Raw genomic sequence first — 24,157 nt, forward strand, 5'->3', positions numbered from 1 at the left:
TCAATTTTCAGGAAGACGTTACGATAAATCTCCATTACACGAGCATATATGCCAGCCGTCTATAAACGTATTTTATTGAAGTTGTCGGGCGAGGCTCTTATGGGTGATGCGCAGTATGGCATTGATCGTACAGTGGTTGAGCGTATCGTTGTCGAGATTGCCGGAGTGTTGCAGTTAGGCGTTGAGGTTGCGATTGTGGTAGGTGGGGGTAATATTTTTCGTGGCATGAAATCCGCGGGAGATGGCATGGATCGCGTAACAGCTGACTATATGGGAATGCTTGCTACCACCATGAATGCTTTAGCATTACACGATGCGATGAGGCGGAATGGCGTCGTCTCACGGGTACAATCAGCTTTGCGGATAGATCAGGTCGTGGAACCTTATATTCGTGGCAAGGCTTTACGTTATTTAAATGAACGTAAAGTGGTCATATTTGCTGCGGGGACTGGTAATCCTTTTTTTACTACGGATACAGCAGCTGCCTTGCGTGGTATGGAAATGAATGCCAACATAGTTCTCAAGGCGACCAAAGTTGATGGGATTTATACCAGTGACCCTTTTGAAAATAAAGATGCACAACGTTTTCGTAACCTGACTTTTGATGAGGCAATTAATAAAAACCTTCAGGTAATGGATGCTACTGCACTGACCTTGTGCCGTGATCAGAAACTTCCCATCAATGTATTCAGTATTTTTAAGACCGGAGCACTCAAACGAGTTATCATGGGTGAAGATGAAGGGACTTTGGTAATTATTTGAATTTTTGGACATTATCTAAAATATCGTTATTCCTCGCGGTATATGGCAGAGCACATGTGCATTGTTGTAATCGCTTTTTAATGTCAATATCTACTTAAATATGATTGCTGATATAAAAAAGGCTACTGAGCAGAAAATGCAAAAAAGCCTGGATGCACTTAAAGTTGATTTCAGCAAAGTAAGAAGTGGACGTCCACATACAGGGCTGCTGGATCATATAACAGTTGACTACTATGGAACACCTACACCGATCAGACAGCTTGCGAATGTAACTCTGGCTGATGCGCGGACTATAGGCGTTATTCCATGGGATAAAAAAGCATTTTCAGCCATTGAAAAAGCGATACGAGATTCTGATATGGGCTTGAATCCGATGACTGCGGGTGAAATGGTGAGGGTGCCTATGCCTCCCTTGACAGAAGAAAGACGCAAGGACTTGACCAAGATTGTTAGAACGGAAGCGGAAACAGCTCGTATCGCGATGAGGAATATTCGGCGTGATGCTAATACCCAGTTGAAAGAATTGTTGAAGGACAAGTTGATCGCGGAAGATGAAGATCGCCGTGCGCAGGATGATATCCAGAAACTGACAGACCGATATATTGCCGAGGTAGACAAGCTGCTGCAAGCCAAAGAAGCAGAATTGATGGCTGTCTGATATATGCCTTCAATATTGAGTTCAACTCGTGGAATCCCGGAAACCGGGATGATACCCAAGCATATCGCTATTATCATGGATGGTAATGGCCGGTGGGCAAAGCAGCGTTATCTGCCACGAATAGCAGGACATACTCAGGGTGTTGAGGCGGTACGAGGTACGATTAAAGCCTGCATTGAAAGAGGCGTTCCGTATCTGACAGTTTTTGCGTTCAGTAGTGAAAACTGGCGAAGACCTGCGGAAGAGGTCAAGCTGCTGATGCAACTGTTTCTCGCTGCGCTTGAACGGGAGGTTACCAGCTTGCATGAAAATGGAGTCCGATTCCGGGTGATTGGTGATCTTTCGAAATTTGATCCCAGAGTAATCGAATGTGTTCGGCATGGTGAGATGCTTACTGCCGGAAATACTCGTTTGCATTTTACGGTGGCTGCAAATTACGGAGGACGCTGGGATATCATGCAAGCTGTACGCAAAATGATCGCCCAACGCTCTGATTCAACTATGGATTTTAATGAATCTGATCTTTCTAGATACCTGACTATGGCGGATGCTCCCGAGCCAGATTTATTCATTCGCACCGGAGGAGAATGTCGGATCAGTAATTTTCTGCTCTGGCAACTTGCGTATACCGAACTATATTTTACCGATACCTTGTGGCCAGATTTCAATGTATCAACTCTTGACAAGGCTATCCTTTCCTATCAGAAACGTGAGCGCAGATTTGGTCAAACAAGTGAGCAGCTTGCAAGTCGGCAGGAAATCAAGGATACGATCTTGAACGAAAATAAAGTTTAACCATCATTGTTCAATTAACGGGACTCACCCGTTCATGCTTAGCACCCGACTCTTTACCGCACTCATATTATTGACCGCCTTTCTGGCGGCATTATTTTATCTACCGGATATTTTCTGGGCAGTATTACTCCTGGGATTGACTGTTACAGCAGCCAGAGAGTGGTGCCGTCTGGGGCGTTTCTCAATTGGCCAGACTGTTCTTTATATGATTTTTACCACCTTGCTGGGAGGGGAGCTATTATTCCTGACCAGCATGGCGGTAGCCAGAAATCCGGCAGATTCATCGATGATCTGGTTTTATATTGCATCTGCCATCTTCTGGCTGTTAGCGGTACCTTACCAATTGGTAACAATCCAACCCATCCGCAATGTGTGGGTATTCATGTTAACCGGCTGGCTGGTATTGCTGCCGGCGTGTCTGTCACTATATCAGCTTCGTGCGATGGATCCATTATTGTTACTTGGATTCATGGGAGTAGTGTGGGTATCTGACAGCGTTGCTTATTTTATCGGGCGTACCTATGGCAAGCATAAACTTGCCCCGCAGATCAGTCCTGGAAAGACGTGGGAGGGAGTGGCTGCTGCGCTAGTTGGCGTATTGATCTATGCATTGATCTGGTTTTGCATAGTAGATAGAGAAAACAAGCTGATTAGCTTGCTGGTTCCTTTATTGCTTGTGCTCGCGGTGCTGGGAATAGTGGGTGATCTGTTTGAATCACTGTTGAAACGGCAGGCAGGCGTTAAGGATAGTGGCAATATTCTGCCAGGTCACGGCGGTATACTGGATCGTATTGATGCGTTGATCCCAGTTTTACCTGTTGCTGCGCTATCGGCCATCTTATTTTATTCGACTGAATTATGACTCCAATCCGTCATCTGACCATCTTGGGCTCGACCGGCAGCATTGGGGAAAGCACATTGGACGTGGTAGCCAGACATCCCGACCGGTTTCAGGCGGTTGCCCTGACTGCCGACAAGAATGTTGAAAAAATGTTTGAGCAGTGCAAACGATTTTACCCGTCGTACGCTGTGATGCTCAACGCTCAGAGTGCCGAGCAACTGGAAGCTAAATTGCGTGTGGCAGGCTTGGGTACCATGGTGCTTTCAGGTATCGAATCACTGGAAAAAGTAGCATCTTTACCAGAAATCGATACGGTTATGGCAGCGATTGTTGGCGCGGCAGGTATTCGTCCGACACTCTCGGCTGCGCAGGCGGGCAAACATATTCTTCTGGCTAACAAGGAGACGCTGGTGATGGCTGGACGTATCTTTATGGATACGATCAGACAATATCATGCAACGTTATTACCGATAGACAGCGAACACAATGCGATTTTTCAGTCATTGCCACAACATTACAATGGAGATCTGATTAGTTCTGGGGTGCGCCGGATATTGCTTACTGCCTCGGGAGGACCTTTCCATAAAGCAGATTTGCAGACCCTGTCAACCGTTACGCCGGAGCAAGCTTGTGCTCATCCCAATTGGGTAATGGGCAGAAAAATATCGGTTGATTCAGCTACCATGATGAATAAAGGGCTGGAAGTCATTGAGGCGCACTGGCTGTTTAATGTGGAACCCGAAAAAATCCAGGTGGTTGTTCATCCGCAAAGCGTCATTCATTCTATGGTTGAATATATTGATGGCTCGGTGCTTGCCCAACTCGGTAATCCGGATATGCGCACACCGATAGCGCATGCGTTGGGTTATCCCGAGAGAATAGAAAGTGGTGTGCAATCCATGGATATTTTCAAAATTGCACAATTGAATTTTGAGGCTCCGGATTTCGAGCGATTCCCCTGTCTCAGGCTTGCATATGAAGCCCTTTCAAAGGGAGGTAATATGCCCGCCGTACTGAATGCCGCCAATGAAGTTGCGGTTGAAGTTTTTCTGGCTGGTAAAATACCTTTCACGGTAATCCCTGCGATCATCGAGCATGTAATGGAATCAATAGACAGGCAGGAAATTACAGACCTGGAAGATGTGCTTGCTGCTGATTTACGGGCGCGTGAGACAGCTCGCAAGTGGTTGGATACTCAGGCTTGGCAAAGAGGACAGTCCGGAGCTCCGTTATTTCGTGCCGAGCAGTGGAATGGATAATTTTTGCAGATCTTTAATATGACACTGCTCTCAACTATTTTTGCATTCGTAATTGCACTGGGTCTACTGATCACTTTTCACGAATTTGGCCATTATCTGGTCGCTCGTTGGTGTGGAGTCAAGGTGCTGCGCTTTTCTCTCGGATTTGGCCAGCCCTTGTTTAAAAAACGCCTTGGTAATGATCAGACGGAATGGGTGGTCGCTGCGATCCCTCTGGGGGGATATGTCAAGATGCTGGATGAACGGGAAGGGCGGGTTCCCGCTGACGAACTTCCACGTGCATTTAACCGACAACCTGTTTCCAAGCGTTTCGCTATCGTGGTTGCAGGCCCTGTGGCGAACTTCTTATTGGCTATTCTGCTGTACTGGTTACTTTTTATACTCGGTGTCAGTGGTGTAAAGCCAATCCTGGGGGAAATTGAACCCGCGACACTTGCGGCTTCAGCAGGTTTCAGAAACGGGGATACCATTACCGGGATCGGCGACCAGGCAATTACCACCTGGCAGGAAGCCCGACTGCTACTGCTGGACAATGCAGTAGACAAGAATCCTGATGTCAGGATAACAGTAACAGGCGAAAGTGGAATTTCTCGTCAGCTTAAACTCGATATGAGCAGTCTTGGCGCAGAAGATCTTGAAAGTGATTTTCTGAATCGACTGGGTTTGAGTGTTTATCGGCCAATTGTTGCCCCAGTTATTGATCAGGTGATGGTTGGCGGGGCGGCAGAACGCGCGGGTCTCAAGACTGGCGACAGAGTTGTGGCGATTAATGGAAAGGAAGTCTCCGCCTGGGAAGATGTTGTCGATATGGTGCGTTCAAATCCCGGGCACACACTCTCGGTTGAGGTGATGCGGGATGACCGGGAGCTTGCTATGTCATTACAACCGGAAACCGTATCCGAGGGTCACGCTGAAATTGGCAAGGCTGGAATTACGCCTGAAATCCATCATGAGATACTGGAAAATCTGCTGGTGAAAACCAGCTATCCTCCGATGGCAGCTTTGGTTAAAGCAGCTACCAAGACTTGGGAAATGTCTTATTTTACCGTGCGCATGCTTGGGAAAATGGTCACTGGTGATGTTTCTCTGAAGAATATCAGCGGGCCGATTACCATTGCAAACTATGCCGGCCAGTCGGCACAAATAGGGTTTACTGCCTACCTGGGATTCCTGGCCCTGATCAGTATCAGTCTTGGTGTGTTGAATCTTCTGCCGATTCCGGTTCTGGATGGCGGACACTTGATGTATTACTTGATCGAGGTGGTGCGAGGTATACCATTATCTGAAAGAGTAATGTATATCGGCAATCAGATTGGTATGGCTTTGCTAATTACACTGATGATGTTTGCAATATATAACGATCTACTTCGCCTGGCTTCTGAATAGACATGAAATTCAGGTTTTATGCATTATTTTTTTTCCTGTATTCAATAGGCTGTGCGGCAAATGATTCATTCGTGGTCAAGGATATCCGGGTGGAGGGTATTCAGCGTACCGAGGCTGGAACAATATTCAGTTATCTGCCTGTTAAAGTCGGCGATGTACTCGACAGTAAAAAAGCCAGTGCGGCGATCAAAGCATTGTATGCAACCGGTTTTTTCAGTGATGTCAAACTGAAATCCGAAGGAGAGCTGTTGATTGTACAGGTTCAGGAACGCCCTGCAATCGCGCAGATCACAATCAACGGTGCAAAGGAATTTGACAAGGATAAACTCAAGGAAGGGCTGAAGCAGGCAGGCTTATCAGAATCTCGTATTTTCAGTCGTTCGCTGCTTGAAAAGGCTGAACAGGAATTGAAGCGTCAGTACATCAGCCGGGGTAAGTATGCCGTCAAAATTACGACCACAACCACGCCGCTGGAACGAAACCGTATCGGTATCAATTTCGATATCAAGGAAGGAAAAACAGCTCGGATCAAGCAAATCAACATCGTCGGCAATCATGTTTTTCCTGAAGATGATCTGACCGGTCTGTTCAGTCTCAAAACACCGGGTTTTATGACATGGTTTACGAAGGACGATCAGTATTCAAAGCAAAAATTATCGGCTGATCTTGAAACGCTACGTTCCTATTATCTTGATCGGGGGTATCTGGAGTTTAATATTGAATCTACGCAAGTTTCGATTACGCCGGATATGAAAGATATTTACATTACAGTCAATGTAACGGAAGGTCCTCAATATACGGTGTCCGATATAAAACTGGCCGGCGAGTTGCTTGTGCCGGAAGAAGAGTTGCGTAAATTGATCAAGCTTGAACCAGGTGGCGTATTTGTCCGCGAGAAGCTGACTGAATCTATCAAGCTAATCAGTGACAGGCTGGGGAATGATGGTTACGCCTTTGCCAATGTCAATGCATCACCGGAGCTGGACAAGGAAACTCGCAAGACAGCCTTTACTTTTTTTATCGACCCAGGGCGCCGGGTTTATGTCAGACGCATTAATATTAGCGGTAATGAACGTACCCGGGATGAAGTGATACGGCGTGAGTTCCGGCAAATGGAAGGGGGCTGGCATTCTACTGAACAGATCAATCGCTCCCGCCAACGGGTGGACAGGCTGGATTTTTTTACCAGCGTTAACGTTGAAACTCCCCCGGTTGCCGATGTTCCGGATCAGGTGGATATCAATGTCAATGTAGTTGAGAAGCCAACTGGAGCAATCATGTTTGGTGCCGGCTATTCTGATCGCGAAGGGATTATCCTGAATGGATCAATTGCCCAGAACAATATTCTGGGGACGGGTAATTTTCTTAGTCTGCAGGTGAATACCGGGAGCGTTAACAAGATCATCTCGGCTTCATTTAGTAATCCGTATTATACGATTAATGGAGTCAGTCTCGGTCTGGAAGCGTTCAGACGTGACATCAATACCCGCTCTCTGAGCAGGGTGGGGGTGTTTAATACCGATACGACTGGTGCCAACATTCGCTTTGGTATCCCCGTCGCGGAAAATGACATGGTTTCATTGGGACTGGGTTATGAACACACCAAAATTGATTTGCGCAATGACAGCCCGCAACGTTTCAGGGATTTCGTCGATCAGTTTGGCAAGACTTCCAATAACCTCCCGCTTACCTTGAGCTGGGCACGTGATCGTCGTGACAGTGCGATCTGGACAACCTCCGGATTGACGCAGCGATTATTTGGCGAATTTGGTATGCCGTTCGGAGACCTGAATTACTACAAGGTCAGTTATGAGCAGAGATGGTTTTTTCCCGTTTCCAGGCTATTTACCCTGATGCTGAATGGTGAAGTGGGAGTGGGCGATGGATATTCCGGTAAACCGCTACCTTTTTTCAAGAATTTTTTTGCAGGCGGCTTTAATTCGGTTAGAGGGTACAACATCAATACGTTGGGGCCTCGTGACAATAATAATCTGGCTCTGGGTGGCAGCAAACGTATAGTCGGTAACGTTGAGGTATTATTCCCGGTACCATTTATGAAGGATGACAAATCAGTTCGTCTGAGTGCATTTGCCGATGGCGGTACAATTATTAATTCATTTTCCGGACTGGGATTTGATGATTTTCGTTACTCTGCCGGGTTGGCTGCAACCTGGATTTCTCCCATGGGGCCGCTGAAGTTCAGTGTCGCCCAGCCACTTAATGATAAACCAGGCGACAAATTGCAACGTTTCCAGTTCCAGTTTGGACAGACTTTCTGAATCTGAAAAATTGTATTAAAAGAAAATGAAAGATTCATTAAATAGATACAGCCAGATAACTGTTGTTCGGTTTGTAAAAATATTCATTTTTTTGGCAGTGCTGATTTTGTCACCTTATCTGTTTGCTGGGGAGATCAAGATCGGCGTTGTCAATACCGAGAGAGTGCTGCGGGAATCAATGCCCGCCGTAGCCGCACAGAAAAAGATAGAAAATGAATTTCAGGCACGTGATGCACGTATCAGGGAGCTTTCCGTGCAGATCAGAGCTTTACAGCAGGAGCTGGAAAAAAATATTGACTTTGTCAATGAAGAGGAACGGCGCTTGAAGGAGCGGGAACTGGCTGGACTCAGCCGACGTTACCAACGTACACAGCAGCAGATGCGGGAAGATTTGAGTTTGCGCCAAAATGAAGAGTACAGCCTGATTCTGGAACGTACCAACAAGGTGATCAAAGAACTCGCGGAGCAACAGGATTATGATCTGATCCTGCAGCTGCAAGATTCAGTCTACCGAAGTGCGCGTATTGATATTACTGACCAGGTGATCAAGGCATTAAACGCACAGGAACCGACTTCCAGGAAACAATAAATATATAAAAATTTGTATAACAGAGAGATAGAATGGCTGTGATGGATATCCATGAAATACTGAAATACTTGCCGCATCGTTATCCACTGATTCTGGTTGATCGGGTGGTTTCACTTGAGTTGGGCAAGCGGATTCACGCATACAAGAATGTTTCTATCAATGAGCCTTATTTTTCCGGACATTTTCCGCATCATCCGGTGATGCCGGGAGTATTGATTGTTGAAGCACTGGCGCAGGCAGCTGCCTTGCTGACGATTCGATCAGAAAATATGGAAAAAGATGCCGGACAGGTGTATTACTTCGTGGGTATCGACGGAGTACGATTCAAAAAGCCGGTTATCGCGGGTGATCAGCTGGTATTAAAGGTTGAAATCACCCGTCAGCTGAAAGGAATTTGGAAATATTCAGCCTGTGCAGAAGTGGATGGCCAGCTTGTCACCGAAGCTCAGCTGATGTGTACTGCTCGGGCCATCTGATTCGGTTAGCAGGGAGGTTAGAAATCAAGACTTCTGGTGTCGTCGTTCGAGAATGGATCCATCCGGAAGGGAAAGCTATCTACGGGGTGGATGAAGCTGGTAGGGGGCCGCTAGCTGGTCCGGTCTATGCTGCGTGTGTTGTGCTGGATTCTTGCTACGTTATCAATGGACTGGCGGATTCCAAACAGTTAAGTGAAAAACGGCGGGCCAGTTTGGCCGAACAAATAAAACAGCATGCTCGCGCATGGGCAATTGCTTCAGCCTCAGTGGAGGAGATTGATCGGCTGAATATTTTACAAGCCAGCATGCTCGCAATGCGAAGAGCAGTCATTGAATTAATGCCGGTGTCTAATGCACTAATTCTGGTAGATGGCACCCATGTACCACAACTGGATTATGAAGTGCAGGCAGTTATCAGAGGAGATAGTCTGGTAGCTGAGATTTCGGCAGCCTCAATTCTTGCCAAAACTGCGAGGGATGCAGAAATGTTACGGCTACACGAGATTTACCCGATTTATGGTTTTGATCGACATAAAGGCTATCCCACCAGAGTGCACTTGGACGCAATTCGTTTGCATGGAATAACAGCTACTCATCGCAAAAGTTTCGCGCCGTGTGCTGAGAAATCAACGGTGTGATTTTAAACAAATTTTATCAACTGGTTACCTCGAAAAACCCTGTTTTTGAAAATCCATTGATCGTAAACTCAATGTGTTACATACAAATCTCTTCAGAATTTATAGGTTTTTCGAGGTGCCCAACTACAAGGAAGCCTGATTCAGGCAGAGGAAGCATGCGCATAGTAAAAAATACGGTGGTATCACTCCACTATAAAATGACCGATCAGGAAGGAAATCTGATGGAAGAAACTGATGAACCCATCAGCTACTTGCATGGTGGTTATGATGGAATATTTCCAGTAGTGGAAGAAGCGCTGCATGAAAAAGAAACCGGGGCAACCTTATCCCTGCAAATGGAACCGGATGATGCTTTTGGAGAATATGATGAGGAACTGATGCGCGTTGAGCCACGTAGTGCGTTCCCGGAAGAAATCACGGTCGGGATGCAATTTGAGGGGGGTGAGGAAGATTCTGATGATTTTTATATCTATACAGTGAGAGAGATCACTGATGATGTCGTGGTAGTGGATGGTAATCATCCCTACGCTGGTATGGCATTTCAGTTTGAATGCACAGTTACGGAAGTACGCCCGGCAACGGAAGAAGAATTATCTCACGGACATGTACACGGGCCGCACGGCCACGAGCATTAGACGATCTCACCAGCATTTTTCACCATCTTGTTAATTATTTTATCCGATTGGCCATTGATTTAATGAGGTAAAGCTGTTCCAGTGCCTCCCGGGGAGTCAGCTCATCCGGGTGAAGTTGCTCAAGGTAATCGAGCACCGGATGCGCGGAAGCAGGAGCAGCTTCCGCGTTTTCCTCAATTGTTTCAAATAATGTCTGCTGAGGACTCTTGCTGAGTGCTTCCTGCTCCAGTTGTGCCAGAATCTTTCCGGCATTTCGGATAACTTTATCCGGCACACCTGCCAGTGCGGCAACATGCAGCCCATAACTCCGGCTGGCAGATCCTTCCTCTATCCGGTGAAGAAAGACAATACGTCTCTTGTGCTCCACTGCGGTGACATGTACATTAATTGCCTGCGGAAATTCTTCTGCTAGTCGGGTCAGTTCAAAGTAGTGCGTGGCAAACAAGGTATAGCTCTGATTCTGAGTCAGCAAGTGGCGGGCGATGGCAAAAGCCAATGCAAGCCCGTCAAAAGTTGAAGTTCCCCGGCCAATTTCATCCACCAACACCAGGCTTTGTGCGGTTGCATTGCGTAAAATACTGGCGGCTTCCGTCATTTCTACCATGAAAGTGGAACGCCCCCCTGCCAGATCGTCAGCTGCACCAATCCGGGTAAAAATCTGATCAATGGGGCCGATACGGGCGCTCCCGGCTGGAACAAAACTACCGCAATGCGCTAGCAGAATAATTAGCGCTGTTTGTCGCATGTAGGTAGATTTTCCGCCCATGTTTGGGCCGGTGATGATCAGCATCTGCCGTCCTTCCCGCGTGACAGCACCCAGCTGTATATCATTGGCAATGTATTGTTCTATTTGATTTTCCACTACCGGATGCCGCCCAGCTTCGATATCCAAAGCAGGATCATCAGTAAATACCGGTTTGGTATAACCAAACAAATCTGCACGTTCAGCAAAAGCACACAGAACATCCAGTTCAGCAACAGAGCGGGCAATTTCCTGTAAAGGAATGATGAAATCTGCCAGTTGTTCCAGTAACTGCTCGTACAGTTTCTTTTCCTGTGCCAATGCCTGTTCACGTGCTGTCAGTGTCTTGTTCTCAAATACCTGCAACTCGGGGATGCTATAGCGTTCCGCATTTTTCAAGGTTTGTCTGCGGCGATAGTCAGCGGGGATTTTTTCGCCATGGATGCGGGTTACCTCGATATAAAAACCATGTACCCGGTTATATTCCACCTTAAGGGTTGGAATGCCGGTACGCTCGCGTTCCCGTGCTTCCAGTTGCAACAGGAATTCACCACAATTCTTCTGTAAAGCGCGTAATTCGTCCAGTTCAGCATCATAGCCGTCAGCGATGACGCCTCCTTCACGAATTACTGCGCCGGGCACTGGCTGCAGCGCGTGAACGAGCAGTTGTGTGAGTGTAGTATCTGGCTCCATGGCCGGGACAAAACGATGAATGGCAATAGCTGTTGAGGTTGTAATCAGTTTGATAATTTCAGGAAGTGCCGTCAGGCTGTCGCGTAAACCGGATAAATCACGAGGTCTGGCCGTTCTTAAGGCAATTCGGCTGGTGATACGTTCGATATCAGCGATATGTTTGAGCCGCTCCCGGATACCTGCATAGAGGATTCCCGGCTTTGCTCCAATCAAGTCAGAAACGGCATCCAGTCGCTGCTGCAGGGTGATACGATTGCGTAACGGGTGATGCAGCCAATGCCGCAACAACCGGCTACCCATGCTGGTTGCGCAGATGTCCAGCAGGGATGATAGCGTGGGAGCTTCTTCTCCACGTAATGTCAGCGTAATTTCAAGATTACGGCGGGTAGCGGCATCCATACGCAAATAGGTCTCTGGCCGTTCCACCCGTAATGTTTGCAAATGACCAAGTACCTGTGTTGCTGATTCATCGGTTGCAGTGTGCTGCGTCAGCCTGACATATTCAAATAACGCACCGGCTGCCATGATTGCGGCACGCAACTCTTCACAACCAAAGGCATTCAGATCACGGGTACCGAATTGCCGGGTAAGCTGCTGCATAGCATGCTCATAATCAAATTGCCAATCCGGCAGGCGTTTGGGGGCGGTAAAACTGTTTAATATCACAGGCAGAGCAAGTGATTCCGGTAGCAAAATTTCTGATGGATGCAAACGCTCCAGCTCGCTAGCCAGATTATCCGGGGAAGTTTCCAGTACGCGCATATCCCCGGCTGCCAGGTTGAGCCAAGCTAGACCAATCACGCCGTGATGCAGTGCCAGTGTCAATACAATACTGTTGCCACGTTCTTCCAGCAACCCGGCATCAGTCAGGGTGCCAGGGGTGATGATGCGAACAACCTGACGTTCTACCGGCCCCTTGCTGGTAGCGGGATCGCCGATCTGTTCACAAATAGCAATGGATTCACCTAGTTTCACCAATTTAGCCAGATATTGATCCGCCGCATGAAATGGCACACCTGCCATTTTGATTGGCTCCCCGGCGGAGGAGCCACGGTGAGTCAATGTAATATCCAGCAACCTGGCTGCTTTTTCGGCATCTTCATAAAACAGCTCATAAAAATCTCCCATGCGGTAAAACAGCAGCTTGTCGGTATGCTGTGTTTTGATACGCAGGTATTGCTGCATCATGGGGGTGTGAGCGGAATGATCTGGTTTATTTATTGAGTTTCCAGATGTTGTCAATAATTACTCCAGGTGTTTGTCAGATTCGGGGTTTGTATCGAGCTCAAAAATCAAATCTGATTTTGTAGGTGTGGTTTCTTGCAAAAATTACTGAAACAGCAGGTGTAATACACAAGCTGGGATCATTACTTCAATTACATTGACCATTATTTCATGCTGACCATTTTTTTCCAGTGGGATCAGGCAATTTTTGATTAATCGACATCAAGCGTGCAGCTGGCTGATGTCGTACATTTTATTGTAACGTGGTAATCCGTTGAGTCGGTATGTAAAAAAATTGTCCCAGGTGGAGGAGGGCACAGGCCTTGGATTAACCACAAAATGGATTCATTCAGATAAAAACACCTAACAAGCCAAGCCAGCAGGATTTGTTTTTCTGTCGCTTCGCTCAAAAATGCAAAATAAGTCTCTGCTTGGGATGTTATAAAAGGGGATGTTTTTGCTGGGATAGAAGCGCAAGCAGAAGGCTCGGCCTGCTCCTGTGATTTCTATATCAAGCTTTTAAAGGAGGATAACTAATCCTTGCGCAGCTTCGTAAGCAGTTTAGTTGTCTCGTATCTCGCTGAATCACGTGACTGATCCCAGTGAAATGGCTGGTGCGGTGCTGTATCTAGCCAGCGATGCGTCAAGTTACACCATCGGTGCTACCCCTAACTGTGGATGGGGCGGGATGTTGGCGTAAGCCAGACTGCGCTGCAGATATCAACCCTAGCTGATTATGACTAGGGCGCGCTGATTAAGCTAAATGGCCAATCACGATATCCATTAACTCATTGGTAATTTCATCTTGGCGCACGTTGCTCATTTCTTGTTGCACCTCTTCTAGCTGCTCATCCACTGACTGTTCGGCCTGTTGCATTAAGGCTAGCCGGGTCGCATTCTCGGTAACCATAGCTTCGGCAGAAGCGCGGAACACACTGGCAAATACATGATTACGTACCAGTGATGATAACAAAGCATCGGCCGCCATACTGTAATCCGGCAGTGAACGCGAATGCCAGCGCCGCTCAGGTTGTAATAGGCTTTTATCCAGTGGCAGTAAAGCGCGTGTCACAGATTCTTGATAGCCATGTTTAGCGCGTTGAGTGTAAATCAAAGTTACCACTAGATTGGCTAAAGGCTGACCACGGCCCAAGCGTTCAATATGCATGACAATATCGCCGGCTAAACGACCTATACCATCTGCTGATGCAGGTGGCATTAACACCACATCTGGAGTGAGTTTTTGCTCTAGCAAGGCATTGCTCATACGTGAGCCAATACAGAGAATATGTTGTTTTACCATCGGCTGATTTTTGCTGTACTCCGTTACCGTATCGGCTAGTAGCTCATTGTAGTTACCACACAAGCCATGATCGGAGCCAAACGCTACCAGTAGCCGCTTGTTAGGCTGGGTTGCTTCAGTGAGCAAACTGGCGCCACCAGTACGATAAATAAAAGCAGCAAAACCTTGCAATATCGTTTGATGATAGGCTTCAATCGATTGCGCTGCCTGCTCATAGGGTGCAGCATTAATTGCTGATAGGGTTTTCATCGTATGCACAATACCCCTGATGCTGGTTAGGGTATTATTTTTTCGCGATAGATGCTCTAGAGTTTGTGCCATCTCACTACTTTGTATTCGTTGCTGGCTGATCGAATATGCTTAAAGCTTTTTGCGCGCAATTAACAATCAGTGTGTGATCGTCATCCTGTAGGGTTTGGTTATCAATAATACGTTGTTCAATCACAGCCAGCTGTTGTTGGGCGGCATCACGCACTAAACGCATAGCATCATTAATTTTTTGCTCATTAAACTGATCAAATAAGCCTTCCATCGCTGCGATCAACACCGCCAGCTGCTCAAGGGCAGACATCGGGTCACGCTCAGCTTGACGTAAGGCGGTACGCACCGCAGAACCACGTGCCAAACGTGCACGGGTAACATCATCGAGCCGTGTACCAAAGCGGGCAAAATCTTCCAACTCTTCAAATTGTGAGAGGGTCACCCGCAAGTTGCCTGACACTCCACGCAAGGTACGGTTCTGCGCTTTACTACCAACCCGTGACACGGACAGTCCTAAATCTACTGCGGGGAATTGGTTTTTACGTACTAACTGCGGCGATAAATAAATCTGCCCATCAGTAATCGAAATGAGGTTAGTAGGAATATAAGCCGAGAGGTTTCCGGCCTGCGTTTCTACCACGGGCAAAGTGGTAATCGATCCGCCACCGATGTCGGCGCCAAATTGTCCAGCGCGCTCTAAAAGACGCGCATGCACATAGAAAATATCCCCAGGAAAGGCTTCACGTCCTGGTGGTCGACGCAGCAATAACGATAATTCGCGATAAGAGCGCGCATGATGAGTCATATCATCAAAGATCACCAATACATCTTGGCCCTGCGCCGAGAAATATTCCGCCATAGTCATAGCCGCATAGGGCGCAATATAGGACAGCCCTGGAGCTTCTTCATCACCGGCACTCATCACAATGCAGCGCTGCAGCATTTCGCCATCTTTGAGCGCACGAATCACCCGTGCGACAGCATCACCGCGTTGCCCCACTGCGCAGTAAATACAAAGCACATCCGAACGTGCCTGATTCAGCATAGTGTCGATAGCGATAGAAGTTTTACCAGTCTGGCGATCGCCAATAATCAATTCACGCTGGCCTAAACCCACTGGGATCGCCGCATCAATAGCCTTTAATCCCGTGGCTAAGGGTCTGAAAATCTGGGTGCGATTTAGAATACTCGGCGCTTCCGCTTCAATGGGATGCTCAGCTATCGCATCAATCGGTCCTAAGGTATCACGTGGACGGCCCATAGCATCGATTACGCGCCCAAGTAACGCCGAGCCCACTGGCACACTGACTACTTTACGAGTGCGATACACCGTCTCGCCTAAGTGGATCTGTTCAGACGGGCCCAATAAAATAATCCCTAAGCGACCCGGTTCCAAGTCGAGCACAATACCGTGCACACCGCTGGCAAATACCAGCAACTCATCAGCTAAGGCGCGCGCCAGACCTGAGACGATGGCCACACCATCCGCCACCTCGGTCACTGTGCCGGTTTCGGTGAGTACCGGCGTGGGTGTGGCACCTGTGCTGAGACTGTCTAACCAAGCGTTAAAGTTTTGCTCAAACTGCTGCTCAGTGACATCGTCAAGTACACTCACTTCAATTCCTTTTTAGCGGCCATCAGCGGTTAAGTGCACAGCAGCAACGCTAGAAGTATGCTGGGTTAACAGTTCGGCTAACTCATCCATATAGCTGTCCGTCGTCCACGCTACTTGCGCGCCGCCCACTTGCATGATTACGCCGGGCGACTGCTGTGGATCGGTAGCGAAACTTAAAGTGACGTCAGGCAGCCATTGCTGCACTTCTTTCTGTAATAACGCTTGCGTGGCGGCCGGTAATGCATCACGGGTGGTAACCTGCGCTTGCTGACTGCCTGCCGCAGCTTGCACCAATTCAGCAGCAATCGGCTTTAATCGCTGACCAATATGCCGAACAATCGCATCTTCTAAGTGTTCATCGGCCAGATCATGTAGTGCTTTACGGGTCAGTCGCAACAGTGCATCAGCACCGGTTTGTTGCAAACGCTGATTAAACGCCTGACGCTCATGCTCAAGATACTTGCGCCAATTCTGCTGCTCTTGCTGCAACTGAGTACGTGCATCAGACAATAAGCCATCGCGTTTTTTCTCGGTAGCTTGTAATGCTTTTTCCAGCAAGGCGTCCTGCTCAGATACCAGCTGCGCGCGCTGCTTAATATATTGTCTTTCTGCAGCTTTCGCTTCTTGCTGCGCAAGTTCTGCATCAGCCATACGCTTGGCTATTTCAGCTTCACGGGCGTCGATACCATCTAAAATAGGACGATAGAGAAAACGTTTGAGCAGCCACAACAAGACTAAAAAATTAGCAATTTGTGCCAGTACTGTTATCCAGTCAATGGACATCAGACATTAACCTCCTGCTACCGCCTGCATTGCATTCCAAAACGGATTGGCAAAAATAAGAATCATCGCCACCACAAAACAATAAATTGCGGTTGATTCAATCATCGCCAAGCTAACGAACAGCGTACGTGATAAGGTCGGTGCAGCATCAGGCTGTTGAGCAATTGCAGCAATCGCTGCAGCCGCCGCACGTCCTTCACCTAGCGCGGGCCCTAGCGAGCCAATCGCGATGGTTAGGCCAGCAGTAAAAATAGAAATAGCGGCAATCAGTGCAAGATCAGTCATGATTATTTATCCTTATCAGATGTATCCAGGGGAGGATCTGCCATGGCAGATGAAATATACACAGTGGCTAAAATGGCAAAGATGTAGGCCTGAATAAAGCCGGTTAGCAGGCCCAGCATATCCATTACCACAGGAAAAAAGAATGGTGCAATACTGAGTAAAATAGCTGCAATCACCACACCGCTCATCACGTTTCCATACAGACGGATCGCTAAAGATACGCCTCGAGAAAATTCACCAATGATATTAAATGGCAGCATAATCATCGACGGTTCAATAAATTTGCGTAAGTATTGGCGCACCCCCCCCTTGGCAATTCCAAACAAAGGAATCGCGACTAACACCGACAAGGTTAGCGCAACCGTAGTTGATAACGATGAAGTGGGCGGAACAAAGCCTGGAATAACTGTTAGCACATTGGACGCAGCTATAAAGAGAAATAAAGTACCGGCAAAATACAATACATGCCGTGCACTGCTGCGGGTTACCTCTTCAATTTGCCCTTGAATCATAGTGACAATCAGTTCTAAAGCACTGCGCCAGCGCCCAGGTGCTTTGTCAGCACGTAGATTGCGAGTCACCAGCATCGAAATGCCAGCCAACAGTATCATCACAATCCAAGTATTAACGATAGTGGCGTTAACCTGCCACTGTCCTAAAGTAAACACTACTGTTTGGTCTGGTGTGAGCTGCATTTATATACCTTCGTGTTTTGATTAGGTGACGCTGTGGGTCAACTGCGCTCGTACCACTGCCAGTACGCGCATCAGTACAAAAGCCAACATATAACCAGCTAATGACCACAGTGTTTGGATCAGCGCGATTAAGCCAAACCCCACTGCCAGCAACACCACTAAGCGACAAAAAAAACTTAGCATTAACAAACGACCTGGATACGCTGAAGCTAAGGCCAAACGTATTCCCCAATTTAAACCCATAAAAAACAACGCACTTACGGGTAGACCAACCACAAAGCCAAGCAATATTGCGCTGCCATCTATATCAATCACTTTATCTCTCCCTGCTACTTCGCTGACAAACAAATACACTGTCAGTTATTTATCACGGGTTTTATCAATCCAGTTCCAAGCCACCATTGCCCCGACGACAACACCACCGAGTATTAAGGCAATGGGCCAGGAAAAACTTTGCGGTACGACACGATCTAACCACATTCCCAGAAAAGCGCCGCCAACAGTAGGAATGGCCACTGACCAACCAATCACTCCAAATACACCCAGACCGCTTAAGGGGCTATATTTTGGTGCTTTACGTTTCTGCTGCATGCGTTCAGCATGACGACGAATGGTCGCGGAGGCATCATTTTTTTCTGTCATGTTAAAGGTTTCCGTAAATCACTGAAACGCCGCACAATACCGGCCTCAAGGCGCGATAAGGCCGTGCGCGCCACTCGTTCATTTTCATCTACCTCAATAAAAGTGGTTTGAATAATGTCATTTAAGCTGACCAAATCCTCGCTTTGCACAGCACGACGCACGGCAATATCAACCTGATGGCCATGTTTCACCAGTACGCCTTGATCAATACCAAAAAACAGCTCCGCGCCCTCAGCATCGGTAATCACCAATACCGATGGCAGCAAAGCAGCAACAAAATCAGTGTGATTGGGCAGCATGGCAAAAGCACCGTTTTCAGCTTCAGCAAATACTTGCTTAGCTTCACAGCCAAACAGCAAGCGAGTTGGCAAATGTAGATTAACATGCATCACTTCAGCCTGGCTCATACTGCAGTCTTCTGCTCGGGCAAAGCACCAATCATGTAATAATCTATTTCATCATCGGCAAATTTGGTTTGCTGCAAGATTCTTTCACACCCGGCTAAGGTCTCGGCAACCGAGACCCGTGCGCCTATCTCACCGCTAAAAGACTCAGCAGAAAAGAACGGCTGGGTTAAAAAACGCTCAAGACGGCGTGCTCGAGCCACCACCGTGCGATCTGCTGCGGATAACTCCTCTAAACCTAACATGGCAATAATGTCACGCAGCTCTTCATATTCAGCAAGGGTGCGGCGTACAGCGCGGGCAATATCATAATGGCGCTGACCCACCACCGCTGGGGTTAACATCACTGAGGTGGAGGCTAACGGGTCAACCGCCGGATACAAGCCCTCACTGGCACGCTTACGCGACAACACTACTGAAGCCGACAGATGCGAGAAAATATGCGCCGCGGCGGGGTCAGTAAAGTCATCTGCCGGCACGTACACCGCTTGAATCGAGGTAATCGCACCTTTACGGGTCGAGGTAATACGCTCTTGCAACGAAGCCAACTCAGTGGCCAAGGTCGGCTGATAACCCACCCGCGATGGCATCCGTCCTAATAAACCTGAAACTTCAGAGCCCGCCTGCACAAAGCGAAACACGTTATCGATAAGCAGCAACACATCCTGCCCTAGATCATCGCGAAAATACTCAGCCATGGTCAGTGCTGTTTTACCGACTAAAAAACGTACGCCGGGAGCTTCACTCATCTGCCCAAATAGCATCACGGTTTTATCGCGCACGCCAGCTTCGCCCATTTCTCGGTACAGCTCTTCTGCTTCACGCGAGCGCTCTCCAATCCCACAAAACAGACTGACGCCTTTGTGATGTTGCGCGGTGTTATTAATTAGCTCAGTAATCAAAACCGTTTTGCCCACTCCAGCGCCACCAAATAATCCTGTTTTACCTCCACGCTCAATTGGTGAGAGTAAATCAATGGCTTTAATCCCGGTTTCGAGGATGGTGCTGTGCACCACACGCTCTTCTAATACTGGCGGGGCTTGGTGGATGGAACGGGAAATTGTAGCATTTGGTGCGGGTTTTCCATCAATGGGTTCGCCAAAGACATTGAGCATACGTCCCAGTACCGCTTCACCAACTGGCACTTGAATCGGTGCTCCGGTTGCGTGTACCGGCATACCTAAACCCAGACCGCGCACTGGTGTTAACGCTATACAGCGTACGGTACCTTGATCTAACAGAGCAGCAACTTCCATCGCTAAATCGCCGGCATAAACCAAGTCGTGGATACGTGGAATATGCTCTGTAAAAAAGACATCCACTACCCCCCCGCGAATCTTGAGTACACGCCCCTCGCCAACACACTGCGATGCAAGAGCAACAGACTCTTGCTCTTGGGGATCTGTTGAACGGGCTGATTTTGATATTTGCTCTGATTTCTCACCCATACCACTCATCTTACCCTTAATAAATACTATTGCTGTCCGCTTATTATTGTTTAAGTGCTGTATCCCATATGGTCGCACATGTTATCGCTGCTGAATTTCGCATGGGCATTCAGGCTTTTTAGTGATACTTGCTCTGGATCTTGCTCCAGTGTTTTCAGCAGTTCAGTAATGCTTGGTGGGGTGATAGTGATTTCACCATCTGCCAGTGGAATGGGGTCGAGAAATATTGCTGGCATTCACTTCACCTTTGATCTCAGTTCTCATGACCTGCAACCACTCTCTTTTTTTAGCGATACTGTTTCAGTATGTCAGGTTATATGTCTGCGCTAAAATCCAGTGGATTCAAGTGGTAAATTTGCGCTTCAAGATCATATTTAATAGTGCCATCTAATGCGATATTTCCATCCAACTGAAATTTATCGGTTGCTATGGGAACATAATCCAAATCAAATTTTTTCCAAAGCTCGTGCTCCGTTCCTGGCAATTTGCATCCCGTGTTTTCCAGTCGGATAGAGAATCCGGGATTATTCGTGGCGTAAGGCTTCCACGGGTTTGAGTGCGGCGGCTTTCCGGGCGGGATAGAGGCCGAAGAAAATACCGGTGATGGAGGCAAATGAGAAGGCCAGAGCAATTGTCCCGGATGTAATGACAATGTCAATCCCGGCAAGTTGACTGGCGAGCCACGCGCCACCAATTCCCAGGGCGATACCAGTCAGCCCGCCTAACGTACAGATCATCAGTGATTCCAGCAGGAATTGGGTAAGAATCATGCGCTGATTGGCTCCTATTGCCATGCGTATTCCAATTTCACGAGTACGTTCTGTAACGGAGACCAGCATGATATTCATGATGCCGATCCCACCTACCAGTAGTGAGACGGATGCAATTGCGCCCAGCATCCAACCCATGATCTTGGCGGTGTTGCTTGCTACAGAGGCCAGTGCGGTCAGGTTGCGAACAGTAAAATCATTTTCCATGTGGTTGCTGATGCGGTGGCGCTGACGGAGCAGATGCGTGATCTCTGCTTCGGCAGCTTCCATGTCGTTCTCCGATTTTGCACGAACCATCATAAAATTGATGGAGCCGGGAAACTGGTTGCCAATGATCTGTCGCTGCGCGGTAGTGAGTGGAATGAATACGTTGTCATCCTGATCGCGTCCTGACAAACTTTGGCCTTTGGCAGCCAGTACACCGACAACCGTGAATGGCCGATTGGTAATCCGGATGACTTTTCCCACCGGATCTTCATCACCAAACAGGCTGGTTGCGGTGATCTGTCCCAGAACAGCCATACGTGTGCCGGAGCGTAAATCTCCTTCGGAAAAGATGGTGCCGCTGGCAATTTCCCAGTTGTTAATGGAAAAATAATCCGGCGTAACACCTGTCAAGATGGTGCTCCAGTTATTTGCATTGTAGTTAAGTTGTGCTGCACCCGAAATAATCGGGGCGGTTGCATCAATCATGGGTAATTCTGCAATGGCTTGCGCATCCTGCACTGTCAGCGTTTTAACGCTGCCGATGCCCCAGCGCACGCCGCCAGAAGAAGTCGCACCCGGCATGATGATCAGCAAATGGCTGCCCATTGAAGCGATGGCACTGTTGATGCTGGTTTGTGCGCCTTGTCCTACGGCAAGCATGAGTACCACTGCAGCTACGCCGATGATCATGCCAAGCATAGTGAGGGCGGTGCGCAGGCGGTTGGTCTGCAGTGCCCGCATGGCTTCACCGATGATGGTCAGTAAATTCATGATGAGGCAGCGGGGGAGGCAGCGAGTTTTTCCATTGGACGATCTTCAATGATGCGTCCATCCTTGAGCCGGATCAGGCGCTGTGTCCAGGCAGCGATATCCTCTTCATGGGTAACGATAATGATGGTCATACCTTCTTCACGGTTGAGGCGATCAAGTAATTGCATGATTTCATAGCTGGTTTGTGTGTCCAGATTACCAGTAGGTTCGTCGGCAAGAATAAGCTGTGGCTGGTTAACTAGCGCACGGCTGATGGCAACACGTTGTTGTTGTCCCCCGGAAAGCTGGTTGGGCTGGTGTGTAACAAAATTGCCAAGCCCGGTTTGCTGCAGCAATGACATTGCTCGCTCACGACTTTCAGCACGGCTGCGTCCGGCGTACAGTAACGGGATGGCCACGTTGTCCAGCGCGGTCATGCGCCTGAGCAGATTGAATCCCTGGAAAACGAAGCCGATCAGTTGGTTGCGGACGCTGGCCAGCTGATTACCGGAAAGTGCTGATACATCACGTCCCGCCAGTCGGTAGTGGCCGCTGGTGGGAGTATCCAGGCAACCGAGTATGTTCATCAAGGTGGATTTTCCGGAGCCGGAATGCCCCATGATCGACACAAATTCCCCGCGTTGTATTGTTAAGCTGACATCAAACAACACTTGCAGACTTAGGGATGAATCAGCGGGATTGCCCAGATAGTAAATCTTGGAGAGTTTTTCCACCTCTATCAGCGGTTCACCCGTCCGGCCGTGGGAATGATCTGCAAACATCATCGCTGGCTCATCAGAACATTCTGAACTTGAAGTTGCTGCCGCCCGATTTATCCTGTTTGCTGTCGTCAATTTCCTCGGTGATTAGTTCGTCATTCGCGTTGAGCTCACCTGAAAGAATTTCAGTGAAGCTGCCATCTGTAATGCCTGTTGCCACTTTGACCGGTACTGGCCGGTTGTTTTCCAGCCGGTAGAGCAACCGCTGGCCAGGCTGTGTGTCAGTGGGTTTGGCAAATTCCTTTCGACTGGGTTTATAACGCAGAGCCGCATTGGGTACACGCAGTACGCCGGATTTTTCATTGACGATAAAACGTACATTGGCGGTCATGCCAGGCAGCAGGCTGCCATCTTCATTGATAACGGTCGCAATAACGCTGTAAGTCACCACATTTTCCTGGATGGTGGGATTGAGCCGTATTTGTTTGACCACAGCAGAGAATTCACGATCCTGGAAGGCATCCACCGTGAATACCATGGTCTGGCCATCATGAATCTGGCCAATGTCCGCTTCCACTACGCTGATTTCAATTTGCATCTGTTTCAGGTCACGCGCAATCTGGAACAGAATAGGTGTCTGGAAGTTAGCGGCAACGGTTTGTCCAATATTGACGTTACGGGCAATGACAACACCGGAAACGGGAGAGCGGATGATGCTGTAATCCAGATTGGTACGGTCACGGGCAATCTGCGCTTGACTGACGACCACCTGTGCCCGCGCTGAATCGAGCAGTTCTTTTGATTCATCCATCGCTTCTCTGGAGATGAAACCTCTTTCAACCAGATTACGGCTGCGCCTATCTTTATTGATGGCCACGGATAATGCAGTCTGTGCGCTTTTTAGGTTAGCCTCAGATTGTTGTAGTTGTGCATCAAGCAATGCGGGATCCAGTTTTGCCAGGATTTGGCCGGTTTTCACCTCATCATTGAAATCTGCAAACAGCTGGATCACTCTGCCGGAAATCTGTGTACCGACCTCGACTAGTTCCAGTGGGGTGAGCGTGCCGTTGGCAGAAATCGTGCGCGCAATATCTCCATGATCAACAACATGTGTTTTGTAACGTACATTGCCAGATTCATCCCGGAGCGAAAAATATCCATAGAGTGTAGCGGCGAGCAGGATGATCAGGAAAAGGATAATTCTTCCGCGTGAACTGAACATAGGGGGGTAATATTTTTTATCGTATGAGAAATATCAGATGACTGGGTTTTAACAGAAGATGCAAATCATTGAAAGG

27 protein-coding genes are annotated in these 24,157 nt (G+C 48.1%); 12 read left to right on the plus strand and 15 right to left on the minus strand.

The window, feature by feature from the left end; genetic code table 11:
• Positions 1–48 precede the first annotated feature (48 nt).
• The 11 genes from pyrH to C8R14_RS05375 all read left to right on the plus strand — a co-directional run bounded on the left by pyrH (position 49) and on the right by C8R14_RS05375 (position 10,318).
• Positions 49–762: a UMP kinase gene (gene pyrH / locus C8R14_RS05325; protein ID WP_011635053.1), complete on the plus strand. Its 714-nt coding sequence runs from the start codon at positions 49–51 to the stop codon at positions 760–762.
• Between the two features lie 100 nt (positions 763–862).
• On the plus strand, positions 863–1,420 hold the full coding sequence (gene frr / locus C8R14_RS05330; protein WP_011635052.1) for a ribosome recycling factor: 558 nt from the start codon (positions 863–865) through the stop codon (positions 1,418–1,420).
• 3 nt (positions 1,421–1,423) lie between these two features.
• On the plus strand, positions 1,424–2,215 hold the full coding sequence (uppS, locus tag C8R14_RS05335; RefSeq protein WP_011635051.1) for a polyprenyl diphosphate synthase: 792 nt from the start codon (positions 1,424–1,426) through the stop codon (positions 2,213–2,215).
• A gap of 34 nt (positions 2,216–2,249) precedes the next feature.
• Positions 2,250–3,077, plus strand: coding sequence for a phosphatidate cytidylyltransferase (locus tag C8R14_RS05340; protein WP_011635050.1), 828 nt, complete (start codon positions 2,250–2,252; stop codon positions 3,075–3,077).
• Positions 3,074–4,315 (plus strand): 1-deoxy-D-xylulose-5-phosphate reductoisomerase, encoded by a 1,242-nt coding sequence (ispC, locus tag C8R14_RS05345; protein WP_011635049.1) that lies wholly within the window; start codon positions 3,074–3,076, stop codon positions 4,313–4,315. The genes C8R14_RS05340 and ispC overlap by 4 nt, the downstream gene beginning before the upstream one ends.
• An 18-nt stretch (positions 4,316–4,333) precedes the next feature.
• Positions 4,334–5,701: an RIP metalloprotease RseP gene (rseP, locus tag C8R14_RS05350; RefSeq protein WP_011635048.1), complete on the plus strand. Its 1,368-nt coding sequence runs from the start codon at positions 4,334–4,336 to the stop codon at positions 5,699–5,701.
• A gap of 2 nt (positions 5,702–5,703) precedes the next feature.
• Positions 5,704–7,980 carry an outer membrane protein assembly factor BamA gene (bamA, locus tag C8R14_RS05355; RefSeq protein ID WP_011635047.1) on the plus strand — a complete coding sequence of 759 codons (2,277 nt, stop codon included), beginning with the start codon at positions 5,704–5,706 and terminating at the stop codon, positions 7,978–7,980.
• 25 nt (positions 7,981–8,005) lie between these two features.
• A complete protein-coding gene (locus tag C8R14_RS05360; protein ID WP_011635046.1) occupies positions 8,006–8,569 on the plus strand; it encodes an OmpH/Skp family outer membrane protein in 564 nt (187 codons plus the stop codon).
• A gap of 32 nt (positions 8,570–8,601) precedes the next feature.
• The gene (gene fabZ, locus C8R14_RS05365) at positions 8,602–9,045 is read left to right on the plus strand and encodes a 3-hydroxyacyl-ACP dehydratase FabZ (protein WP_011635045.1); all 444 of its coding nucleotides are present in this window, start codon (positions 8,602–8,604) and stop codon (positions 9,043–9,045) included.
• A 23-nt stretch (positions 9,046–9,068) separates the two neighbouring features.
• Positions 9,069–9,683 carry a ribonuclease HII gene (rnhB, locus tag C8R14_RS05370; protein ID WP_049753165.1) on the plus strand — a complete coding sequence of 205 codons (615 nt, stop codon included), beginning with the start codon at positions 9,069–9,071 and terminating at the stop codon, positions 9,681–9,683.
• Positions 9,684–9,838: 155 nt separating this feature from the next.
• On the plus strand, positions 9,839–10,318 hold the full coding sequence (locus C8R14_RS05375; RefSeq protein WP_011635043.1) for an FKBP-type peptidyl-prolyl cis-trans isomerase: 480 nt from the start codon (positions 9,839–9,841) through the stop codon (positions 10,316–10,318).
• Positions 10,319–10,352: 34 nt separating this feature from the next.
• Here the strand turns inward: C8R14_RS05375 and mutS are convergent, their stop codons facing one another.
• Positions 10,353–12,941, minus strand: a complete 2,589-nt coding sequence (gene mutS, locus C8R14_RS05380) for a DNA mismatch repair protein MutS (RefSeq protein ID WP_049753164.1) — start codon at positions 12,939–12,941, stop codon at positions 10,353–10,355.
• 601 nt (positions 12,942–13,542) lie between these two features.
• Between mutS and C8R14_RS14010 the strand changes: the two genes are divergently transcribed.
• Entirely contained in the window at positions 13,543–13,677 is a 135-nt protein-coding gene (locus C8R14_RS14010) for a hypothetical protein (protein ID WP_256211953.1), read from the plus strand.
• Between the two features lie 54 nt (positions 13,678–13,731).
• Here C8R14_RS14010 and C8R14_RS05390 read toward each other — a convergent pair whose 3' ends face one another.
• The 14 genes from C8R14_RS05390 to C8R14_RS05450 all read right to left on the minus strand — a co-directional run bounded on the left by C8R14_RS05390 (position 13,732) and on the right by C8R14_RS05450 (position 24,081).
• Positions 13,732–14,601 (minus strand): F0F1 ATP synthase subunit gamma, encoded by an 870-nt coding sequence (locus C8R14_RS05390; RefSeq protein WP_041353561.1) that lies wholly within the window; start codon positions 14,599–14,601, stop codon positions 13,732–13,734.
• Positions 14,602–14,605: 4 nt separating this feature from the next.
• Positions 14,606–16,156: a F0F1 ATP synthase subunit alpha gene (locus C8R14_RS05395; protein ID WP_011635040.1), complete on the minus strand. Its 1,551-nt coding sequence runs from the start codon at positions 16,154–16,156 to the stop codon at positions 14,606–14,608.
• Between the two features lie 12 nt (positions 16,157–16,168).
• Positions 16,169–16,939 carry a F0F1 ATP synthase subunit delta gene (locus tag C8R14_RS05400; protein WP_011635039.1) on the minus strand — a complete coding sequence of 257 codons (771 nt, stop codon included), beginning with the start codon at positions 16,937–16,939 and terminating at the stop codon, positions 16,169–16,171.
• A 6-nt stretch (positions 16,940–16,945) separates the two neighbouring features.
• Complete coding sequence (locus C8R14_RS05405) at positions 16,946–17,224, minus strand: F0F1 ATP synthase subunit C (protein ID WP_011635038.1); 279 nt, start codon at positions 17,222–17,224, stop codon at positions 16,946–16,948.
• 2 nt (positions 17,225–17,226) lie between these two features.
• Positions 17,227–17,919, minus strand: coding sequence for a F0F1 ATP synthase subunit A (locus C8R14_RS05410; RefSeq protein ID WP_011635037.1), 693 nt, complete (start codon positions 17,917–17,919; stop codon positions 17,227–17,229).
• 21 nt (positions 17,920–17,940) lie between these two features.
• Entirely contained in the window at positions 17,941–18,234 is a 294-nt protein-coding gene (locus C8R14_RS05415; protein WP_166485018.1) for an N-ATPase subunit AtpR, read from the minus strand.
• A 45-nt stretch (positions 18,235–18,279) separates the two neighbouring features.
• Positions 18,280–18,561 (minus strand): AtpZ/AtpI family protein, encoded by a 282-nt coding sequence (locus C8R14_RS05420; protein ID WP_011635035.1) that lies wholly within the window; start codon positions 18,559–18,561, stop codon positions 18,280–18,282.
• Positions 18,558–18,968, minus strand: a complete 411-nt coding sequence (locus C8R14_RS05425) for an ATPase (RefSeq protein ID WP_011635034.1) — start codon at positions 18,966–18,968, stop codon at positions 18,558–18,560. The genes C8R14_RS05420 and C8R14_RS05425 overlap by 4 nt, the downstream gene beginning before the upstream one ends.
• Entirely contained in the window at positions 18,965–20,422 is a 1,458-nt protein-coding gene (gene atpD / locus C8R14_RS05430; RefSeq protein ID WP_011635033.1) for a F0F1 ATP synthase subunit beta, read from the minus strand. The genes C8R14_RS05425 and atpD overlap by 4 nt, the downstream gene beginning before the upstream one ends.
• Before the next feature lie 41 nt (positions 20,423–20,463).
• The gene (locus tag C8R14_RS05435) at positions 20,464–20,649 is read right to left on the minus strand and encodes a hypothetical protein (protein WP_041353560.1); all 186 of its coding nucleotides are present in this window, start codon (positions 20,647–20,649) and stop codon (positions 20,464–20,466) included.
• Between the two features lie 77 nt (positions 20,650–20,726).
• On the minus strand, positions 20,727–20,897 hold the full coding sequence (locus C8R14_RS13480) for a hypothetical protein (protein WP_166485017.1): 171 nt from the start codon (positions 20,895–20,897) through the stop codon (positions 20,727–20,729).
• 40 nt (positions 20,898–20,937) lie between these two features.
• Positions 20,938–22,161, minus strand: a complete 1,224-nt coding sequence (locus C8R14_RS05440; protein ID WP_011635032.1) for an ABC transporter permease — start codon at positions 22,159–22,161, stop codon at positions 20,938–20,940.
• Positions 22,158–22,925 carry an ABC transporter ATP-binding protein gene (locus C8R14_RS05445; protein ID WP_011635031.1) on the minus strand — a complete coding sequence of 256 codons (768 nt, stop codon included), beginning with the start codon at positions 22,923–22,925 and terminating at the stop codon, positions 22,158–22,160. Before C8R14_RS05445 ends, C8R14_RS05440 begins: the two co-directional genes overlap by 4 nt.
• 10 nt (positions 22,926–22,935) lie before the next feature.
• Positions 22,936–24,081 carry an efflux RND transporter periplasmic adaptor subunit gene (locus C8R14_RS05450; protein ID WP_011635030.1) on the minus strand — a complete coding sequence of 382 codons (1,146 nt, stop codon included), beginning with the start codon at positions 24,079–24,081 and terminating at the stop codon, positions 22,936–22,938.
• Positions 24,082–24,157 lie beyond the last annotated feature (76 nt).

This window comes from Nitrosomonas eutropha (assembly GCF_003201195.1).
Lineage (GTDB): Bacteria > Pseudomonadota > Gammaproteobacteria > Burkholderiales > Nitrosomonadaceae > Nitrosomonas > Nitrosomonas eutropha.

What these genes read in the sequence shown, in the direction of transcription:
- pyrH (WP_011635053.1), top strand. Translation starts at nt 49, where the DNA reads ATGCCAGCCGTCTATAAACGTATTTTATTGAAGTTGTCGGGCGAGGCT.
- frr (WP_011635052.1), top strand. Translation starts at nt 863, where the DNA reads ATGATTGCTGATATAAAAAAGGCTACTGAGCAGAAAATGCAAAAAAGC.
- uppS (WP_011635051.1), top strand. Translation starts at nt 1,424, where the DNA reads ATGCCTTCAATATTGAGTTCAACTCGTGGAATCCCGGAAACCGGGATG.
- C8R14_RS05340 (WP_011635050.1), top strand. Translation starts at nt 2,250, where the DNA reads ATGCTTAGCACCCGACTCTTTACCGCACTCATATTATTGACCGCCTTT.
- ispC (WP_011635049.1), top strand. Translation starts at nt 3,074, where the DNA reads ATGACTCCAATCCGTCATCTGACCATCTTGGGCTCGACCGGCAGCATT.
- rseP (WP_011635048.1), top strand. Translation starts at nt 4,334, where the DNA reads ATGACACTGCTCTCAACTATTTTTGCATTCGTAATTGCACTGGGTCTA.
- bamA (WP_011635047.1), top strand. Translation starts at nt 5,704, where the DNA reads ATGAAATTCAGGTTTTATGCATTATTTTTTTTCCTGTATTCAATAGGC.
- C8R14_RS05360 (WP_011635046.1), top strand. Translation starts at nt 8,006, where the DNA reads ATGAAAGATTCATTAAATAGATACAGCCAGATAACTGTTGTTCGGTTT.
- fabZ (WP_011635045.1), top strand. Translation starts at nt 8,602, where the DNA reads ATGGCTGTGATGGATATCCATGAAATACTGAAATACTTGCCGCATCGT.
- C8R14_RS05375 (WP_011635043.1), top strand. Translation starts at nt 9,839, where the DNA reads ATGCGCATAGTAAAAAATACGGTGGTATCACTCCACTATAAAATGACC.
- mutS (WP_049753164.1), bottom strand. Translation starts at nt 12,941, where the DNA reads ATGATGCAGCAATACCTGCGTATCAAAACACAGCATACCGACAAGCTG.
- C8R14_RS05390 (WP_041353561.1), bottom strand. Translation starts at nt 14,601, where the DNA reads ATGGCACAAACTCTAGAGCATCTATCGCGAAAAAATAATACCCTAACC.
- C8R14_RS05400 (WP_011635039.1), bottom strand. Translation starts at nt 16,939, where the DNA reads ATGTCCATTGACTGGATAACAGTACTGGCACAAATTGCTAATTTTTTA.
- C8R14_RS05405 (WP_011635038.1), bottom strand. Translation starts at nt 17,224, where the DNA reads ATGACTGATCTTGCACTGATTGCCGCTATTTCTATTTTTACTGCTGGC.
- C8R14_RS05410 (WP_011635037.1), bottom strand. Translation starts at nt 17,919, where the DNA reads ATGCAGCTCACACCAGACCAAACAGTAGTGTTTACTTTAGGACAGTGG.
- C8R14_RS05420 (WP_011635035.1), bottom strand. Translation starts at nt 18,561, where the DNA reads ATGACAGAAAAAAATGATGCCTCCGCGACCATTCGTCGTCATGCTGAA.
- C8R14_RS05425 (WP_011635034.1), bottom strand. Translation starts at nt 18,968, where the DNA reads ATGAGCCAGGCTGAAGTGATGCATGTTAATCTACATTTGCCAACTCGC.
- atpD (WP_011635033.1), bottom strand. Translation starts at nt 20,422, where the DNA reads ATGAGTGGTATGGGTGAGAAATCAGAGCAAATATCAAAATCAGCCCGT.
- C8R14_RS05435 (WP_041353560.1), bottom strand. Translation starts at nt 20,649, where the DNA reads ATGCCAGCAATATTTCTCGACCCCATTCCACTGGCAGATGGTGAAATC.
- C8R14_RS05440 (WP_011635032.1), bottom strand. Translation starts at nt 22,161, where the DNA reads ATGAATTTACTGACCATCATCGGTGAAGCCATGCGGGCACTGCAGACC.
- C8R14_RS05445 (WP_011635031.1), bottom strand. Translation starts at nt 22,925, where the DNA reads ATGATGTTTGCAGATCATTCCCACGGCCGGACGGGTGAACCGCTGATA.
- C8R14_RS05450 (WP_011635030.1), bottom strand. Translation starts at nt 24,081, where the DNA reads ATGTTCAGTTCACGCGGAAGAATTATCCTTTTCCTGATCATCCTGCTC.